Source organism: Stutzerimonas stutzeri (genome assembly GCF_009789555.1).
Taxonomy (GTDB): domain Bacteria; phylum Pseudomonadota; class Gammaproteobacteria; order Pseudomonadales; family Pseudomonadaceae; genus Stutzerimonas; species Stutzerimonas stutzeri_R.
In genome coordinates this window covers 4,024,651-4,042,528 of the sequence record NZ_CP046902.1, presented here as the reverse complement: position 1 = coordinate 4,042,528, position 17,878 = coordinate 4,024,651, and the positions used below count along the sequence as shown (strand labels likewise).

Sequence of the window (17,878 nt, the reverse complement as noted above, 5' to 3'; positions counted from 1 at the left end):
GCAGTAGATGGAAAACCCGAGCAGTGCGGTGGAAGTGTTGGTTCACGGCGCCAACACGTTGTTTATCCTCATGGGCGCGGTCATGGTGCTGGCCATGCACGCAGGCTTCGCGTTTCTCGAAGTCGGTACGGTGCGCTTGAAAAACCAAGTCAATGCGTTGTCGAAGATCATCGCGGATTTCGCTGTTTCGACCTTGGCCTATTTTTTCGTCGGCTATTGGATCGCCTATGGTGTGACCTTCATCCAGCCGGCTGACCAGTTGGTCATCGACAACGGCTACTCACTGGTGAAGTTCTTCTTTTTGCTGACCTTCGCCGCCGCGATACCGGCGATCATCTCCGGCGGCATCGCCGAGCGGGCGCGTTTCGGCCCGCAGCTGTGCGCGACCTTGCTGATCGTGGCGTTTATCTATCCGTTCTTCGAAGGGATGATGTGGAACGGCAATTTCGGTGTGCAAGCCTGGCTCGAAGGTCGCTTCGGCGCGCCATTCCATGACTTCGCCGGTTCGGTGGTGGTGCATGGAGTGGGGGGTTGGCTGGCGCTTGGTGCGGTCATCCTGCTGGGGCGACGCAACGGGCGTTATCGCGACGGGCGGGTGGTGGCCTTCGCGCCATCCAATATCCCGTTCCTCGCGCTGGGCTCATGGATTCTCATCGTCGGCTGGTTTGGCTTCAACGTGATGAGTGCGCAAACGCTCGAAGGCGTCAGCGGGCTGGTGGCGATCAATTCCCTCATGGCGATGGTTGGCGGGACCGCCGCGGCGTGGGCGGTCGGACGCAACGATCCCGGCTTCCTGCATAACGGACCCTTGGCCGGCCTGGTCGCGGTCTGCGCGGGCTCAGATGTCATGCACCCGATTGGTGCGCTGGCGACCGGCGTGGTGGCCGGTGCCTTGTTCGTCTGGACGTTCACCGCCGCACAGAACACCTGGAAGATCGATGACGTGCTCGGCGTGTGGCCGCTGCATGGCCTGTGCGGCGTATGGGGCGGCCTGGCCTGCGGCATTTTCGGCCAGCAGGCGATGGGTGGCCTGGGTGGCGTCAGCCTGGTCAGCCAGTTGATCGGCTCGGCGCTCGGCGTTCTGGTTGCCCTGGCGGGCGGCTTGCTGGTGTATGGCCTGCTCAAAGCGGTCATCGGGATTCGTCTGAGTCAGGAGGACGAGTTCAACGGCGCAGACCTGTCCATCCATCGGATCGGTGCCCTGAGCCACGATTGAGCGACGCGCAACGTGCGGGCTGGCAATCGCGCTCGCCCGCGCCTCGCGACGAATGCGTGCCCCCGCTGCCCTTGCATACGCCGAGCGGGCCAGGCCGGCTCAATCGGCGGTGGGCTTCATGCCGCCATAGGCCCGCAGGAACAGAGCGACGCAGTCCTCGACGTGCCTGGCCGCCTGCTGCGCATCGGGCTGTGGCGCGTAGCCGATCAGCAAACGGAAATGCGCGGCGCCCTTGATCAGCGAGCAAAAGTGCTCTGCAGCACGCATGGGCTCGCTCGTACTGAGTAGCCCGCGCTGGTTCGCCTGGATCAGCAACTGTTCGAGATCCAGCAGCAGGCGCTGCGGCCCTACGTCGAAAAACATCCGTGACAGGGCCGGATTCTGCGTCGCCATGGCCACCATCACGCGGTGCAAGCCAATGGACTCGGGGCTGTTCACAAGGGCCTGGAACGCATGGCCGATGTTCAGCAGAACCTGTTCTATCGAGCAACCGGCCTCAAGTACGAACAGTCGGCGCGGCAGTCGTGTCTCGCAGGTTATTTTCACCGCTTCGCCGAACAGCGCTTCCTTGTCCTTGAAGTGACTGTAGAGCGTGAGCTTCGAAACGCCCGCTTCGGCGGCGATGGCGTCCATGCTGCTGCCCTCGTAGCCATTGCTGAGAAACAGCTCCCGAGCGGCCGAAAGAATGGCTTCGCGCTTGGCGAGATCCTTCGGACGCCCCGGGCCAGAAGATGTTGAGGGGATTTCTGTCATGGGTGTTTTTAATACTAGACTGGTGAGTTCGGTATTTTTACTATACCGGCCAGTATAAGTATTAGAACCCGTCTTGCGACAGAGAGAGATTCAACGTGTCCCGACATGTCCTGCCTTTCCTCGGCGCCATCGCCGTCGCCTTGCTTGCCGGTTGTGGCAACGGCGAGCCCGAACCGCTCTCTGCACGGCCGGTGATGGTGATACAGCCTGAACCGGCGAGCCAGGCGGTCGAGCGTTATCCGGGTGAGGTGCATGCGCGCTACGAGCCGGAACTGGCGTTCCGTATCGGCGGGAAAGTGACCGAGCGCATGGTTGAAGTCGGCGAGCGGGTGCGCAAGGACCAGCCGCTGGCCAAACTCGATCCGCAGGACGTGCGCCTGCAACTCGAGGGTATCCGCGCCCAGGTGACGGCCGCCGAAGCCAATCTGCGGGTCGCTCGCGCCGAACATGAGCGCTACAAGACGCTGATGGGCCGGCAATTGGTCAGCCGTTCGCAGTTCGATGCCTCCGAAAACGCCTATCGCTCGGCCGAGGCACGCCTGAAACAGGCGCGCGCCGAGTTCGATGTGGCCAGCAACCAGGTCGATTACGCGACCTTGCGCGCGACCCGCGACGGGGTCATCGCAAGGCGTCTGGTGGAGGTTGGGCAGGTGGTCGCAGCCGGCCAGACGGCGTTCGTTCTTGCCGCGGACGGTGAGCGTGAGGTCGCGATCAACCTGCCCGAGCAAGCGCTGGATCGCCATTCGGTCGGCCAGGACGTGTCGGTGGAAATATGGTCGCAACCGGGCAAGCAGTACCCTGGCAGGATTCGTGAACTGTCACCGGCGGCTGACGCGCAATCGCGTACCTACTCGGCGCGAGTCGCGTTCACTGACGCCGAGGTGTCCGCCGAGCTGGGCCAGAGCGCGCTGGTGTCGATTCGCAGCAACGGGGCCGTGCCTCTGGCCGTCCCGCTCTCGGCAGTGACCGCCGAGCAGGGAGAGGCGTTCGTGTGGCGCATCAGGCGTGATGCCACGCTGGAGCGCGTAGCCGTGCGGACCGGGGCTTTCGGCGACACGCTGGTCCCGGTGCTCGAAGGGCTGCGAGCTGACGACTGGGTCGTGCTGGCTGGCGTACAGATGCTCCATGAGAACCAGACGGTGAGGGCGGTCGATCGCGATAATCGCCCGGTCGTGCTGGCGGCCCAGGAGTGATCGGGATGCGCTTCAATCTTTCAGCCTGGGCGCTGGGCAACCGGCAGATCGTCATCTATCTGATGCTGCTGATGGGCGTCGTGGGCGCGCTTTCCTACAGCAAGCTGGGCCAGAGCGAAGACCCACCGTTTACCTTCAAGGCGATGGTGATTCAGACCCAATGGCCGGGCGCCACCGCGGAGGAAGTCTCCCGGCAGGTGACCGAGCGCATCGAGAAGAAACTGATGGAAACCGGCGAGTACGAGCGGATCGTATCCTTCTCGCGTCCGGGCGAATCCAACGTGACGTTCATGGCCCGTGATTCGTTGCGCTCCGAAGACATCCCCAACCTGTGGTACCAGCTGCGCAAGAAGGTCGGTGACATCCGTCACACCTTGCCTGCGGGCGTGCAGGGCCCGTTCTTCAACGACGAGTTCGGCACGACCTTCGGCAACATCTATGCCCTGACGGGCAAGGGCTTTGACTACGCGGTACTCAAGGACTACGCCGACCGCATCCAGCTGCAACTGCAACGGGTGAAGAATGTCGGCAAGGTCGAACTGATCGGCCTGCAGGACGAGAAAATCTGGATCGAGCTGTCGAACGTCAAACTGGCGAACCTGGGCGTGCCGCTGGAAGCGGTCAGGCAGGCGCTCGAAGCCCAGAACACGGTGATGCCGGCGGGCTTCGTCGAAGGGCCCAGCGAACGCGTCCGGCTGCGCGTTACGGGCAGCTTCGAAACGGTTGCGCAGATCCGCGATTTTCCGATCCGGGTCGCGGGCAACACCTTCCGTATCGGCGACGTGGCCGAGGTTCACCGGGGCTTCAACGATCCGCCATCACCCCGCATGCGCTTCATGGGCGAGCCCGCCATCGGGCTGGCCGTTTCGATGAAAGCCGGTGGTGACATCCTCATGCTGGGCCAAGCGCTGGAAGACGAGTTCGCTCGGCTGCAGCAGGAACTGCCCGCCGGCATGGAACTGCGCAAAGTCTCCGACCAGCCCGCGGCGGTGAAAACCAGTGTCGGTGAGTTCGTGCAGGTGCTGATCGAGGCGCTGGCAATCGTCTTGCTGGTGAGCTTCTTTTCGCTCGGCGTGCGCACCGGCCTGGTGGTGGCCTTGTCGATCCCGCTGGTACTGGCGATGACGTTCGCCGCCATGCATTACCTGGATATCGGCCTGCACAAGATTTCCCTCGGCGCACTGGTGCTGGCGCTCGGGCTGTTGGTGGACGATGCGATCATCGCCGTGGAGATGATGGCGATCAAGATGGAACAGGGCTTCGACCGGCTCAAGGCGGCGAGCTATGCCTGGACCAGCACAGCCTTTCCAATGCTCACCGGGACGCTGATCACGGCGGCGGGCTTCTTGCCCATTGCCACGGCGCAATCGAGTACCGGTGAATACACCCGATCGATTTTCCAGGTGGTGACCATCGCGCTGGTGGCCTCCTGGATCGCCGCGGTCATGTTCGTCCCGCTATTGGGCGCCAAGCTGCTGCCGGATCTGGCCAAGCGACACGCGCAGAAGCACGGCGGCAGTGACAAAGGCCACGACCCCTATTCGACGCCGTTCTACCAGAGGGTGAGACGGCTTATTCAGTTCTGCGTGCGTCGCCGTAAGACGGTGATCGTGCTGACACTGTTGCTCTTCGTCGGCGCGATCGGTCTGTTCCGCGTCGTGCCGCAACAGTTTTTTCCGGCCTCGGGGCGTCTGGAATTGATGGTCGACCTGAAGCTCGCCGAGGGCGTTTCGCTCAAGGCCACCGAAGCGCAGGTCCATCGCCTGGAAGAAATGCTCAAGGCACGCGTCGGCATCGACAATTATGTGGCCTACATCGGCAATGGTTCGCCGCGTTTCTACCTGCCCCTGGATCAGCAATTGCCCGCGACCAGTTTCGCCCAGGTGGTGGTCCTGGCGAAAAGCATCGAGGACCGCGAAGCCCTGCGCAGTTGGCTGATCGAGCGGCTGAGAGACGATTTCCCCACGCTGCGCGGGCGTGTCAGTCGACTGGAAAACGGACCGCCCGTGGGCTACCCGGTGCAGTTCCGCGTGACCGGCGAGCACATCGACGTGGTGCGGGGATTGGCACGCCAAGTCGCGGCCAAGGTGCGCGAGAACCCCTACGTGGCGAACGTGCACCTGGACTGGCAGGAGCCGAGCAAGGTGGTCTCGCTGAATGTCGATCAGGACCGTGCCCGCGCCCTGGGGGTGACCACCGTCGAGTTGGCAGGCTTCCTCCAGCGGACGTTTATCGGTACGGCTGCTGGCCAATTTCGGGAAGACAACGAGCTGATCGAAATTTCGCTGCGCGGGACCGCGCAGGAGCGCGAAATGCTGTCGAGGTTGCCGAGCCTGGCGATTCCCACCGCCAGCGGTCGCAGCGTGCCGTTGTCCCAGGTCGCCACGCTGGAGTATGGCTTCGAGGAAGGTGTCATCTGGCACCGCAATCGCCTGCCGACGGTTACGGTGCGTGCCGATATCTACGGCGATCAGCAGCCCGCCTCGTTGGTGCAGCAGATCGAACCGACCCTGGCCGAGATTCGCGATGCGCTTCCCAGCGGCTACCTGCTGGAAGTGGGCGGGACGGTCGAGGATTCCAGCCGGGGGCAGGCATCGGTCAATGCGGGCATGCCGCTGTTCGTCATCGTGGTGGTCAGCCTGTTGATGCTGCAGCTCAAGAGCTTTTCGCGCGCGACCATGGTCTTTCTCACCGCGCCCCTGGGGTTGATCGGCGTTACGCTGTTCCTGCTTCTGTTCGGCAAGCCGTTCGGCTTCGTCGCAATGCTCGGCACCATCGCGCTGTCCGGGATGATCATGCGCAACTCGGTGATTCTGGTGGACCAGATCGAGCAGGACATCGGAGCGGGGCAGGACCGTTTCAACGCGATCATCGACGCCACGGTGCGTCGCTTCCGGCCGATCGTACTCACCGCCCTGGCCTCGGTGCTGGCGATGATCCCGCTGTCACGCAGTGTGTTCTTCGGGCCGATGGCGGTGGCCATCATGGGCGGCTTGATCATCGCGACCGCACTCACACTGTTGTTCCTGCCTGCGCTGTACGCCGCCTGGTTCCGCGTCAAGGAACAGCAGCACCCGGTATAAGCGCACCGGGCCCGGCAGGGCTCAGATACCGGCGGCCTGAAGCAGTTTGTCGGCCGCCGCCTTGGCCAGCAGCGCCTGGTCTGCCGGGCCCTCAATGTGCGCCATGCTCAGCGCGCCTTCGATCAGAAATTGCAGTTGCCGTGCCAGGCGTGCCGGCTCGGGTGCGTCGAGTGCTTCCAGCAGTTCGCGCAGGTGCGCCTGGAATTGCGCCTTGTAAGCCGCCGACCGCTGGTGAATCGGATGGTCGCGGTCGTGATATTCGGCCGCGGCGTTGATGAACAGACAGCCACAGAACGCGCTCGGGCTTTGAATCATGGTGTTCAGCCCTTCGAAAACGCCGAGCAGCGCCTTGCGCGGCGGCAGCCTGTCGCGTGCCTCGCGCAGGCGCTCGAGCATCGGCTGCTGGCGTGCGTCGAGCACGGCCAGGATCAGCTCTTCCTTGGACTTGAAGTGTTTGTACAACGTCATCTTGGCGACGCCGGACTCGCTGAGAATCCGGTCGATGCCCGTGGCGTGATAGCCCTCTGTGTAGAACAGCCGCTCAGCCGTGCTGAGCAACAGGTCGCGCTTGTTCGTTGCCATGTGGGTCTCCTCTGACGGCCATTATGCGGGAGCGCTTCTGTTCCCTCCAATCGCGCATCGCCGAGAAAGATGTGCTTGCAGTGTACAGACAGGTCTGTCTATTATCCAGTCGTGACTGACCCACCACTGTCCTGCAAGGAGCCTCGCGATGAAACTTTACGATTTGACCCTGTCCGGTAACTGCTACAAGGCGCGTCTGTTTATCAGCCTGATCGGCCAGACGGCCGAGCGGGTGCCGGTGAATCTGCTGGAGGGCGAGCATAAGCGCGCTGCGTTTCTCGCGATCAATCCGCGCGGACAGGTGCCGGTCCTCGAAGACGGTGACGCTCGAATCGTCGACTCGCAGGCCATCCTCGTCTACCTGGCGCGTCGCTACGCCGATCAATCCTGGTATCCGCAGGACGCGCTGGTGCAGGCGCGCATCGTTGGCTGGCTGAGCTTCGCCGCCAACGAAATGCATCATGGTCCGGCGACGGCTCGGGTAGGGCGTCTATTCGGTCGTCCGATCGACGAGCCATTGACCGCCAGCCGTGCGCTCGCCGCCTTGCAACTGGTCGAGCAGCAACTCACCGGGCACACCTGGCTGGCCGAAACCGCCACGCCGACCATCGCCGATGTCGCGGTGTACCCCTACGCGGCCCTGGCGGGCGAGGGCGGCATCGATCTCGACGCGTACCCGGCCATCCGAGCCTGGTGTTCGCGCATCCGTGAGCTGCCGGGTTACCTCGGCATGCCCGGCCTGGAGTAAGGGGTACACCACCATGAGCAGCCCCTTCCACGCTGGCGAGCAATCGGTTCAGACCCGCGCCGGCGTCCGCGAAAAAGCCGAGCAGACGGGTACCCGCCTGATCCGCGCGTTCATGCCTGAGCAGCATCGTGAGTTTTTCGCGCAACTGCCGGCGCTGCTGGTGGCGGCGGTGGATGGCGAAGGTCAGCCTCATGCGTCGGTTCTCTGGGGCGCGGCCGGGTTTGCCTGGTCACCCCATCCGGCCTTGCTGTGCGTGGGCGCTCGCCCGCAGATCGATGATCCGATTGCCTCGCTGCTGCACCCTCGCGCCGCCGTCGGCCTGCTCGGCCTGGAATGGCCGACGCGCCGGCGCAATCGCTTGAACGGGCGCATCGTCGAAAGCGACGAGCGGGGCTTCAGCGTTGCGGTCGCCCAGTCGTTCGGCAACTGCCCCAAGTACATCCAGGCGCGCCAATGGAAGGTAAGCCCGCGCTTGCCTGGATTAATGCTCGAGGGGCACGGGCTCGACGACCGATGGCGGGGACTGGTGCAGGCGGCGGACACGCTGTTCATCGCCAGCCAGAGTCCGGACCCGCGCGGCGGTGGCGTGGACATTTCCCATCGCGGCGGGCCGCCCGGCTTCGTCGATATCGGACGGGACGGTCGGCTCTGGCTGCCGGACTACAGCGGCAACCGGCTGTTCAACACGCTCGGTAATCTGCTGAGCGAGCCGCGGTGCGGGCTGCTAGTGATCGATTTCTCAAGCGGCGACCTGCTGCATCTGCAGGCACGAGCGGAGCTTGTCTGGCCCGAGCAATACGCGGCGCTGGGTATCAGCGCGCCCCCAGGTGCGGAGCGCATGCTGGCCTTGAGTCCGGGGCGCTGGATGCTGCGCCGCGCGCGGTTGCCGTTGGCCTTCGCGGCACCCCAGGTTTCGCCGTTCCTTCCCGAGCCAGGAGCATGAGCCATGTGCAGCCTGAAAATCATCGCGTTGTCGTTGTCGTTGTTGTTGCTAACCGGAACCGCGAGCGCCACGGATGTACGCTTCAGTCTGGTGCGTACCGGACAGACGACGTCCAGCAGCGAATATGCCTGGCGCGACGGTGGCTGGGTCCCGCCAGCACCGGTCAATCACATTGCCGTACTGATCGAGCATGGCACGGACCGGCTGCTGTTCGGCACGGGGCTGGGGCGGCACATCGATCACCAGTTGGACAGCGAAATTCCGTGGCGGGACAAGCGTTACGGTGACCTCCAACCTGCCCGCGATCAGCTCGAACGCGACGACCTCCGCATCGACCGGGTGGTGCTGGGCTGCGCCCGCTGGGAATACGCCTCGGGGCTCGCCGATTTTGCCGAGCTGCCGGTTCTGGCCAGTCCGGAAAGCATTCACTACGCACGCACTGCGACGCCACCGGCCGTCCTTGCGTCGCAATTCGCGCATGGCGTCAGATGGCAGCCGCTGCGCTTCGAGCAGCGCCCGTTTCATGGCTACGAACACAGCCTCGATCTGTTTGGCGACGAACGGTTGGTGCTGGTGAAGCTGCCTGGCCATGGGGCTTTGGGGCTGTTTCTGACCCTGGATGACGGCCGCCGTTTTTTCTTCCAGGGCGACGCGGCAGGCGCGCCATCCAACGCCAGACCGCTGCCCGCCGGGGTTATTCGGATAGAGGATGCCCGTTCGCAGGCGAGGCTTGGTTTCTATCCTCGCTGGATCGAGTGAAGCGGGCGTTGCCGGCCCCGGGATCGTTTCGCTTCAGGCCCCGTATTTGAGCCCTTCCGTTCGTCTGCTGGCGCACGCTGAACGAAGCGCCGCCAGCTAAGCTTAAGCCTGTAATTTCCCAGGAAGCCAGGCCGGACAAGATGGGCGCAGTATGGCAGACCGATACCTCCCGGGCGGGTGGCAGCAAACGCGTGCCATCCAACAGCAAGCCCGGTCGAAACCCCTCGCACGGTCGCCGTATGGCGCGCCGCATGAGCCTGTTGCTGGGCGTTTCATTACTTGCAGGCGGTGGCTATGCCGTCTGGCATGAAATGGAAACCTCGAAGCTACAGGCGCTCTGGCTCAGTCGTTACGCCGAGAACCTCGACTACCAGCTCGAACCCGGCGCAAGCACCGCTATCCGGTTCCCGGAGGCTGGGCCGTTCGACCGGCGCCTGGGCTACGCGGCCCTGCCGACCTTCCTCGACCGGCTGACCGAACGTGGCTTCGACATCGAGCAGCAGGTGCGTTTTTCGCCCGCCCTGCAGCGTTACGCCAGCCACGGCTTTTTCGTGCCCTATCCGGAGAAGTCTCAGGCGGGACTGACGATCGACGATTGCCGTGGAGAGCCGCTGTACGCCAACAGTTATCCGCACCAATACTACGAAAGCTTCGACGACGTGCCGCCGCTCATCGCGATGAGCCTGCTGTTCATCGAGGATCGGGGCTTGCTCAATGCGCAGCGCCCGCGGGCCAACCCGGCGGTGGATTGGCCTCGCTTCACCATGGCGGCCCTGAGCCAGGTCGAGAAGAAGCTCGGCCTGCCCGTCCAGGCGGCCGGTGGCAGCACCCTGGCGACGCAGGTGGAGAAGTACCGTCATTCTCCCGAAGGCCGAACCGCCAGCGCCGAAGAAAAGATCCGCCAGATGATCTCGGCGAGCGTTCGCACCTATCGGGAAGGCCAGCAGACCCTGGCTACGCGCAAACGCATCGTGCGCGACTACCTCAACAGCGTCCCGCTTTCTGCCGCCTACGGGCATGGCGAGGTGCACGGCATCGCCGATGGGTTGCGCCTCTGGTTCGGCGCGGACTTCGCAGAGGTCAATAGACTGCTCGATTCTCGCCGCAACGCCGGCACTCATCTTGAAGCCCAGGGGTTGGCGCTGCGTCAGGTGTTGTCGCTGCTGATCGCCCAGCGCCGACCGTCCTACTACCTGGGGGCGGGGCGCGACGACATGGCTGAACTCACCGACAGCCACATCCGTCTTCTGGCCAACGGCGGCGTGATCGGCACGCGGTTGCGCAATGCCGCATTGCAGCAGACGGTGGTGTTCCGCGATCTGCGGGTCGAACCGGGGATTCGCGAGGTGCCGTCGAGCAAGGGCATCACCGCCGCACGCATGCGCCTGAGCAGCCTGCTTGGGGTGTCGTTGTATCAGTTGGATCGCCTTGACCTGGCTGCGACCACGCCGTTGCATGCCCAGTTGCAGACACAGGTCAGCGAGTACCTGCATCGCCTGGCGGACCCGCAGTTCGCCGGTGAGGTGGGGCTGTTCGGCGAGCGCATGCTGTCGCCGGAGCGCACCGCCGACGTGCGTTACAGCTTCACGCTGTTCGAGCGCGGCGACCAGGGCTTCCGCGTGCGCGTGCAGACCGATAATACGAATCAGCCGTTCGACATCAACGAGGGCAGCAAGCTGGAACTGGGGTCTACGGCCAAGCTGCGCGTGCTGACGAGCTACCTGGAAGTCGTTGCCGAACTGCATGATCGCTACGCACAGCGTCCGGTCAGCGAGCTGCGCAAAGCCGAAGCGGTCGATCCGCTGACCCGCTGGGCGCTCGGCTACCTGATCCAGCACGAGGATCGCAACCTGCCAGCGATGCTCGATGCTGCGCTGGAACGACGCTATTCGGCGAGTCCGAACGAACGCTTCTTCACGGGTGCGGGGATGCACCGTTTCGGCAACTTCCGCCGTGAGGATGACGGGCGTCTGCCGACGATGCGCGAGGCGCTACAGGAATCGATCAACCTGCCTTTCGTACGGCTGATGCGCGACCTGGTCAGCTACAGCACCTACCAGACCTCCAACGGTGCCGAGTTGTTGAAGAGCGACGACAACCCGGAGCGGCGCGAATACCTCAGACGTTTCGCAGACCGCGAGGGCTCGGTGTTCATCCAGCGATTCTGGAAAAAATACCGGGGCAAGAGCGATACGCAACGCATCGAAGCGCTTCTGGATGGCATGCGGCCAACACCGCCCAGGCTTGCCGCCGTGCATCGCTACCTGATGCCGGACGCCGGCCCTGCCGCATTCGAGCGCTTCCTCAAGGACAACCTGCCGGATGCCGAACTCAGCGACAAGACGCTCGACTCGCTGTACACCCGTTATGGGCCGGGTGCCTATAGCCTGCCGGATCAGGGCTACATCGCCCGCGTGCACCCGCTGGACCTGTGGCTGCTGGGCTATCTGACCAGGCATCCCGACGCCGGCATCTCGGAGGTCATCGAAGCCAGCGCCGCCGAGCGCCAGCAGGGGATCTATGGATGGCTGTTCCGCAGCCGCCACAAGAGCGCCCGCGACAGCCGGATCCGGATCATGCTGGAGGTGGAAGCGTTCACCGATATCCACCGCCGCTGGCAGCGCCTGGGCTATCCGTTCGATCATCTGGTGCCGTCGCTGGCCACGGCACTGGGCAGCTCGGGCGATCGTCCGGCGGCGTTGGCGGAATTGATGGGCATCATCGTCAATGATGGCGTGCGGCTGCCGAGTGTGCGTATCGACAGTCTGCATTTCGCCAGTGACACGCCTTACGAGACCCGCCTGGGCATCAAGCCGGATGCAGGCGTTCGGGTATTGCACAGCGAAGTGGCCGCGGCCTTGCGCGAGGCGCTCGCCAGCGTAGTCGACGGCGGTACGGCGCGGCGTCTGCGCGGCAGCTTTCAGCAAACCGATGGGGAGCCGCTGAAGGTCGGTGGCAAGACCGGGACGGGGGATAACCGCATTCAGACCGTCGGCGCTGGCGGACGGCTGATCAGCTCATTGGCCCTCAATCGTACGGCTACCTTCGTCTTCTACCTGGGCCCCAATCACTTCGGCACCTTGACCGCCTATGTGCCCGGGCGCGGCGCGGACAGTTTTCGCTTCACCTCGGCGTTGCCCGTCCAGGTGCTCAAGGGCATGGCGCCGATCCTCCAGCCTTACCTGCAGGTCGGCGCGCAGACCCAGTGCCAGCCCCCGGCAGAGCCGATCCAGCCCACGCTGACTGCTGGCATGGCGTCGCGGCGCTGATTCATCGCTAGCGCACCCTCTCTATCAGGATTGCCGGGCGCGTCCCGCTCGGTGAGACTGCCCGATCAGCGCGTCCGATGGCGGACGCCGCGCAAGGATGAGGGCCGAGCATGAAACTGCCGATCTACCAGGTCGATGCGTTCACCGATGAGCTGTTCAAGGGCAATTCGGCCGCGGTGGTGCCGCTGGAACAATGGTTGGGCGATGCCCAGATGCAGTCGATCGCGATGGAAAACAACCTGTCGGAAACGGCTTTCCTGGTTCGTGAGCCGGACGGTGCCTATCATATCCGCTGGTTCTCGCCGCTCACCGAGATCGATTTCTGTGGCCACGCCACCCTGGCCAGTGCCTTCGTCCTGATCGAGCAGGGACTGGCCACATCGCCGCTCGTTTTCCGGGCGGCGGCGGCGGTGGGTGAGGTGAGTGTCGTGCAACTGGACGACGGTCGGCTGGAAATGAATTTTCCCAATCGTGAACCCGAGCGCGTCGACGCTCCGCCAGCAGCGTTGCTCGACGGCCTGGGCGTCGCCCCGCAGGCCGTTCTGAAGAACGGTCAGGCCTGGTTTGCCGTGTATGAGGACGAGGATCGGGTGCGTCAGTTGGTCCCCGACCTCGCTTCGCTCAAGACGCTGGCGCCGCTGGACGTGGTGATCACCGCACCGGGGCGTGAGCAGGATTTCGTCTCCCGCTACTTCTGGCCGGCCAATGGCGGCGATGAAGACCCGGTCACCGGATCGATCCACGCTGGCCTCGCCCCTTATTGGGCCGGGCGCCTGGGCAAGTCGTCGCTGGTCGCGCTGCAAGCCTCGCGTCGCAGCGGGCTGCTGTACTGCCGCGTGGAAGGGGATCGGGTGTTCGTCGCCGGGCGAGCGGTGCGGTACCTGCAAGGCACCCTTGAACTCTAGCATTGACGCCGTAGCCGTAGAGGCGCCTCAGAAGGACCTGATCATCCGCCCAAGCAATTCCATGGCCTTCTCGCTGCGTGCGTCCCAGGGATGGCCGTGGTTCAACCGTGCACAATTTCCGAAGCGGCGGGTGGCTGAAAAGATCGGGCCGGGCGCCAGGCTGATGCCCTGCGCCAGCGCCAGTTGCAGCAGCTGCAGCGCGTCGACCCGTTCGGGGAACTCGAACCAGAGGAAGTAACCACCGCTGGGCCGGGTCACGCGGGTGCTGGTCGGGAAATGCCGAGCGGCCGAGGCGAGCATCGAGCCTTGCTGCGCTTCCAGGGCGTGGCGCAGCTTGCGTAGATGGCGGTCGTAGCCGCCGTGCTGCAGGTAGTCGGCGATGGCCGCCTGCGCGGGTACCGAGGGCGAAATGGTGGTCATCAGCTTGAGACGGCTGATGCGTTCGGCGTAACGCCCTCCGGCGACCCAGCCAACCCGGTAGCCGGGCGCGAGGCTTTTCGAGAACGAGCCGCAGTGCATCACCAGCCCCTCGCGATCATGGCTTTTAACCGGCTTGGGCGGTTCCCGCGTGAAATAGAGTTCGGCGTAGACGTCGTCTTCGATCAATGGCACCTGATGCGAGCGCAGCAGCTCGTAGAGGTGCAGTTTTTTCGCCTCGCCCATGCTTGCGCCAAGCGGATTCTGCAGGCTGCTCATGAACCAGCACGCCTTGATCGGCAGATTGGCGAGGCTGTCGGCGAGGGTTTGCAGATCGATGCCGTCGCGCGGGTGTACCGGGATCTCCACCGCCTTGAGCTTGAGGCGTTCCAGGACCTGTAGCGTGGCATAGAACGCCGGCGCCTCGATGGCGACCAGATCGCCCGGTTCGGTCACGACCTGCAGGCAGAGATTCAAGGCCTCCATCGCCCCGCTGGTAATCACCAGTTCCTCCATCGGCAGCATGACGCCGCTGACCATGTAGCGGAGGGCGATCTGCCTGCGCAGGTCCGGGTTGCCAGCGGTCATCTCGGCAATCACTTCGCGTGCTGGCATCTGACGCACGCTCTGGGCCATCGAGCGCGCCAGCCGTTGCAGCGGAAACAGCTCCGGACCGGGGAAAGCGGAGCCGAACGGTACGGTATCGGGATCGCGTAGCGAGGCGAGCACCGAGAACACCAGCTCGCTGACGCTGACGTCTGTGGTTTCGGTCAGGCGCGGGCTGATGTCGGGCTCGTGCAGCGGGCGTTGCGCGTGCGTTCGAACGAAATAGCCCGAGCGCGCCCGTGCCTGGATCAGACCGCGATCCTCGAGCAGGTAATAGGCCTGGAAGACCGTGGAAGGGCTGACGCCGTACGTGCGGCTGGCATGCCGCACCGAGGGAACTTTCTGACCCGGCGTCAGCACCCCGGTGCGGATCAGTTCGGCAATCTCGTCAGCGAATTTCTCGTAGCGCTTCATGTGCGGGCTCAGGGTAGGGTGCCGCAGCACGATACTGCAGCCGGGCCTCGATGCGTGTGCTTTTGCGGACGGCCGCGCATCCCGCACCGCACGTTACGGGACCCGTGGCGCGATGAAGCTGCTCGGCGCGCTCACCCGGCTCGTCGGGTCGGCCAGGTCGCTCACGGCGAAGTGCAACTCGCGGTGCGATAAGCCGTCGCTTGCGAGCAGCGCGACGCTGACCGGCAGATCGATGATCTCGCCGGGCGCCAGGCTGACCTCCCGCCGCCCGTGCAGTGCGAAGGGGCCTTCGGCAAGCGTGACCCGGTAATCACGACGTTGCTGGGTCTTGTTGATGATCTTGAGGCTGTACATGTTTTCCGTCTGCCCGAGCATATTTTCCCGGTAGAGCGTGCGGTCCCGGGTCACGTCCAGTGACAGCATCGGTCGCGCATCCAGCGCCCAGACGAAGGCGCCAACCATCATCACCAGCGCAGCGGCATAGCCGATCAGGCGTGGGCGCAGTAGTCGAGTGTCGTCGCCCTCCAATGCGCGTTCGGAGGTGTAGCGTACCAGCCCGCGTGCATAGCCCATCCGGTCCATCACGCTGTCGCAGGCGTCGATGCAGGCGCCGCAGCTGATGCAGTCCAGCTGCAGACCGTCTCGAATGTCGATGCCGGTGGGGCAGACCTGCACGCACAGGGTGCAGTCGATGCAATCGCCGAGTCCTTGCGACCGTGGGTCGCTGTCCTTCCGGCGAGCGCCGCGGGCTTCACCGCGGGCGGCATCGTATGAGACCACCAGGGTGTCGGCGTCGAACATCACGCTCTGGAAGCGAGCGTAAGGGCACATGTGCACGCACACCTTTTCCCGCAGCCAGCCGGCATTGATGTAAGTGGCTGCGGTGAAAAAAAACAGCCAGAACCCGGCGGCCAAGCCGAGTTGCAGGGTGAACAGGTCGCGCACCAGCTCCCGGACCGGCGTGAAGTAGCCGACGAAGGCGATCGCCGTCGCCAGACTGATCGTCAGCCACAACGCATGCTTGGCGCTGCGTCGCAGCAGTTTCATGACCGACCAGGGGGCGTTGTCCAGCTTGAGCCGTTGGCCGCGATCGCCTTCGGTGACCTTTTCGGCCCACATGAAGACCCAGGTCCACATGCTCTGCGGGCAGGCGTAGCCGCACCAGACCCGGCCGGCCAGGACGGTGACGAAAAACAGCCCGAAGGCGGCGATGATCAGCAGCGCCGATAGCAGGATGAAGTCCTGCGGCCAGAAGGTCGCGCCGAATATATGAAACTGCTGTCTGCTCAGGTCCCAGAGCACCGCTTGGCGCTCCCCCCAATTCAGCCACTGGATGCCGAAGTAGAGCAGGAACAGGAACCCGCCCCCGAACAGGCGCAGATTACGGAATCGACCGCTGTAACTGCGTGTATGAATCGGACCGCCCGCCTGCGCAGGCGTCAGGCGTATGGGCTTGCTTGCGTCGACGGTCTCGATGATCGTCGCAGGGATTCGCTCGGTCATGTCTCGCCCCTATCAGGCTTATCAGGCGGGGCGGATCATCGGACCGGCGCGCGACGCATAACAGACTCAGGTAGGGAAGAAAAATACGGATCAGTTCGCCGATTACGGGGACCGATCAGGCCGGGCGGTCGGGGTTGTGTTGCCCGGCGCCAGCCATGAGAACGCAGCGGGCTTGCCGTGCCGGACGGCGCGGGTATCCTTCACGCTGCGACCACAAGTCACAGCGGGTCAGGGATACTGATCTGCTTTTTTTGAACGCTTCTGCACCTGTCTTGCAGCCGTTGCGTCGCGCCATAGTCCTGTGTTCTCACTCGTCGGCCTGCGCACCCAACACATCGAGACCGCCCAGCTTGGGTATGGTTGGCATGCCGCCCGTTTCGTTCCGCCGTCAACAAGGAAACACCATGGTTCTCAAAGGCTTGACCTGGCTGGTCATTCTGCAGCTGCTTGGCAGCGTCATCCATTATTCCGTGCTGCCCGCACTGCCTGGCCCGATCATCGGGATGGTGCTGCTGTTCGGCCTGCTTGTGCTGCGCCGTGGCATTCCTGAGCCGCTCGAGAAAACCGCCGCGCTGCTCCTGCAATACCTGCCGTTGCTGCTGATCGTGCCGGCGGCGGGAATCATGACCAGCGCCGATGCATTGCTGGCCGACCTGCCTGCCATCACGGCCGGCCTGGTCGTGTCGCTGATGATAACGGTGCCTTTGTGTGGCTGGCTGATGCAGGTGCTCATCAGACGCATGGACCGTCGTCGGGAGGACCAGGCATGAGCGGTCGAGACTGGAGCGACATCGGCGCGATGACGCTGGCGCATCCGCTGTTTTCCGTGGCGCTGACGCTGATCGCGTTTCAGTTGGCGCTGGCACTTTACCGGCGCAGCGGTTGGCTGGTACTACAGCCGGTCATGGTCGGCATGCTATTGGTCGTCACGACGCTCTACCTCTGTGGCATCGACTACGCGAGCTACCGGGCCGACGCGTCGATGATCGCCGTGCTGGTCGGTCCAGCGACAGTGGCCCTGGCGGTGCCGCTGTATCGCCACATCAGGCGCATTCGGCAACTGTTCTGGCCGATCCTCATCACCCTGGTCAGCGGCGGGGTGCTGGGCGTTTTGCTGACGGTAGTGATTGCCGGCGCGTTGGGTGCGGACATGTCGGTGCTGATGAGTCTGTCACCCAAGGCAGCCACCATGCCGATCGCCATGCTGGTCGCCGAACAACTCGGTGGCCTGGCTTCGCTTGCAGCGGTGTTCGTCATGCTCACGGGCGTCATCGGCACCGCGTTGGGTCCATGGTTGCTGGGTTGGGCCGGCGTGGATCATCCGGCTGCGCGAGGCTTGAGCTACGGAATCAATGCTCACGCCATCGGCACGGCCCGCGCGCTGGAGGAAGGCGACGAATGCGGCGCCTTCGCGGCGCTTGGTATGAGTCTGCTGGGCATTCTGATCGCCCTGTTCCTGCCGCTCGGTCTGGGCTGATATCAACGGT

At 64.2% G+C, this 17,878-nt stretch carries 14 protein-coding genes; 10 read left to right on the top strand and 4 right to left on the bottom strand.

The genetic code is table 11. The annotated features are described in order from the left end of the window. Positions 1–7: 7 nt before the first annotated feature. The gene (locus GQA94_RS18695) at positions 8–1,216 is read left to right on the top strand and encodes an ammonium transporter (RefSeq protein ID WP_158189416.1); all 1,209 of its coding nucleotides are present in this window, start codon (positions 8–10) and stop codon (positions 1,214–1,216) included. 99 nt (positions 1,217–1,315) lie between these two features. On the opposite strand, the gene GQA94_RS18690 is transcribed toward GQA94_RS18695, so the two are convergent. Continuing rightward, positions 1,316–1,969, bottom strand: a complete 654-nt coding sequence (locus GQA94_RS18690) for a TetR/AcrR family transcriptional regulator (protein WP_158189415.1) — start codon at positions 1,967–1,969, stop codon at positions 1,316–1,318. Positions 1,970–2,064: 95 nt separating this feature from the next. Here GQA94_RS18690 and GQA94_RS18685 point away from each other — a divergent pair, with 95 nt between their 5' ends. Both GQA94_RS18685 and GQA94_RS18680 read left to right on the top strand, forming a co-directional pair. Further along, positions 2,065–3,162: an efflux RND transporter periplasmic adaptor subunit gene (locus GQA94_RS18685; RefSeq protein WP_158189414.1), complete on the top strand. Its 1,098-nt coding sequence runs from the start codon at positions 2,065–2,067 to the stop codon at positions 3,160–3,162. Positions 3,163–3,167: 5 nt separating this feature from the next. After that, entirely contained in the window at positions 3,168–6,245 is a 3,078-nt protein-coding gene (locus tag GQA94_RS18680; protein WP_158189413.1) for an efflux RND transporter permease subunit, read from the top strand. Between the two features lie 21 nt (positions 6,246–6,266). On the opposite strand, the gene GQA94_RS18675 is transcribed toward GQA94_RS18680, so the two are convergent. Then, positions 6,267–6,827 carry a TetR/AcrR family transcriptional regulator gene (locus GQA94_RS18675; RefSeq protein ID WP_158189412.1) on the bottom strand — a complete coding sequence of 187 codons (561 nt, stop codon included), beginning with the start codon at positions 6,825–6,827 and terminating at the stop codon, positions 6,267–6,269. A gap of 148 nt (positions 6,828–6,975) precedes the next feature. Here GQA94_RS18675 and GQA94_RS18670 point away from each other — a divergent pair, with 148 nt between their 5' ends. From GQA94_RS18670 to GQA94_RS18650, 5 genes are all read left to right on the top strand, one after another. After that, positions 6,976–7,575 carry a glutathione S-transferase family protein gene (locus GQA94_RS18670; RefSeq protein ID WP_158189411.1) on the top strand — a complete coding sequence of 200 codons (600 nt, stop codon included), beginning with the start codon at positions 6,976–6,978 and terminating at the stop codon, positions 7,573–7,575. A gap of 13 nt (positions 7,576–7,588) precedes the next feature. Beyond that, positions 7,589–8,518: a pyridoxamine 5'-phosphate oxidase family protein gene (locus GQA94_RS18665; RefSeq protein ID WP_158189410.1), complete on the top strand. Its 930-nt coding sequence runs from the start codon at positions 7,589–7,591 to the stop codon at positions 8,516–8,518. A gap of 3 nt (positions 8,519–8,521) precedes the next feature. After that, complete coding sequence (locus tag GQA94_RS18660) at positions 8,522–9,277, top strand: Zn-dependent hydrolase (RefSeq protein WP_158189409.1); 756 nt, start codon at positions 8,522–8,524, stop codon at positions 9,275–9,277. A gap of 140 nt (positions 9,278–9,417) precedes the next feature. Continuing rightward, a complete protein-coding gene (locus tag GQA94_RS18655) occupies positions 9,418–12,546 on the top strand; it encodes a transglycosylase domain-containing protein (protein ID WP_158189408.1) in 3,129 nt (1,042 codons plus the stop codon). A gap of 122 nt (positions 12,547–12,668) precedes the next feature. Next, positions 12,669–13,451, top strand: coding sequence for a PhzF family phenazine biosynthesis protein (locus tag GQA94_RS18650; RefSeq protein ID WP_199270168.1), 783 nt, complete (start codon positions 12,669–12,671; stop codon positions 13,449–13,451). Between the two features lie 27 nt (positions 13,452–13,478). Here the strand turns inward: GQA94_RS18650 and mapR are convergent, their stop codons facing one another. Continuing rightward, entirely contained in the window at positions 13,479–14,888 is a 1,410-nt protein-coding gene (gene mapR / locus GQA94_RS18645) for a GntR family transcriptional regulator MpaR (RefSeq protein ID WP_158189406.1), read from the bottom strand. A gap of 93 nt (positions 14,889–14,981) precedes the next feature. Further along, the gene (gene ccoG, locus GQA94_RS18640; protein ID WP_158189405.1) at positions 14,982–16,391 is read right to left on the bottom strand and encodes a cytochrome c oxidase accessory protein CcoG; all 1,410 of its coding nucleotides are present in this window, start codon (positions 16,389–16,391) and stop codon (positions 14,982–14,984) included. 404 nt (positions 16,392–16,795) lie between these two features. Between ccoG and GQA94_RS18635 the strand changes: the two genes are divergently transcribed. Together GQA94_RS18635 and GQA94_RS18630 are read left to right on the top strand one after the other, a co-directional pair. After that, a complete protein-coding gene (locus GQA94_RS18635) occupies positions 16,796–17,161 on the top strand; it encodes a CidA/LrgA family protein (RefSeq protein ID WP_158189404.1) in 366 nt (121 codons plus the stop codon). After that, positions 17,158–17,868: an LrgB family protein gene (locus tag GQA94_RS18630; RefSeq protein WP_158189403.1), complete on the top strand. Its 711-nt coding sequence runs from the start codon at positions 17,158–17,160 to the stop codon at positions 17,866–17,868. Before GQA94_RS18635 ends, GQA94_RS18630 begins: the two co-directional genes overlap by 4 nt. Positions 17,869–17,878: the final 10 nt, after the last annotated feature.

Excerpts from the sequence above, each read along its gene's own strand:
- ccoG (WP_158189405.1), bottom strand. The coding sequence starts at position 16,391 with ATGACCGAGCGAATCCCTGCGACGATCATCGAGACCGTCGACGCAAGC.
- mapR (WP_158189406.1), bottom strand. The coding sequence starts at position 14,888 with ATGAAGCGCTACGAGAAATTCGCTGACGAGATTGCCGAACTGATCCGC.
- GQA94_RS18660 (WP_158189409.1), top strand. The coding sequence starts at position 8,522 with ATGTGCAGCCTGAAAATCATCGCGTTGTCGTTGTCGTTGTTGTTGCTA.
- GQA94_RS18630 (WP_158189403.1), top strand. The coding sequence starts at position 17,158 with ATGAGCGGTCGAGACTGGAGCGACATCGGCGCGATGACGCTGGCGCAT.
- GQA94_RS18690 (WP_158189415.1), bottom strand. The coding sequence starts at position 1,969 with ATGACAGAAATCCCCTCAACATCTTCTGGCCCGGGGCGTCCGAAGGAT.
- GQA94_RS18670 (WP_158189411.1), top strand. The coding sequence starts at position 6,976 with ATGAAACTTTACGATTTGACCCTGTCCGGTAACTGCTACAAGGCGCGT.
- GQA94_RS18655 (WP_158189408.1), top strand. The coding sequence starts at position 9,418 with ATGGGCGCAGTATGGCAGACCGATACCTCCCGGGCGGGTGGCAGCAAA.
- GQA94_RS18665 (WP_158189410.1), top strand. The coding sequence starts at position 7,589 with ATGAGCAGCCCCTTCCACGCTGGCGAGCAATCGGTTCAGACCCGCGCC.
- GQA94_RS18635 (WP_158189404.1), top strand. The coding sequence starts at position 16,796 with ATGGTTCTCAAAGGCTTGACCTGGCTGGTCATTCTGCAGCTGCTTGGC.
- GQA94_RS18695 (WP_158189416.1), top strand. The coding sequence starts at position 8 with ATGGAAAACCCGAGCAGTGCGGTGGAAGTGTTGGTTCACGGCGCCAAC.
- GQA94_RS18680 (WP_158189413.1), top strand. The coding sequence starts at position 3,168 with ATGCGCTTCAATCTTTCAGCCTGGGCGCTGGGCAACCGGCAGATCGTC.
- GQA94_RS18675 (WP_158189412.1), bottom strand. The coding sequence starts at position 6,827 with ATGGCAACGAACAAGCGCGACCTGTTGCTCAGCACGGCTGAGCGGCTG.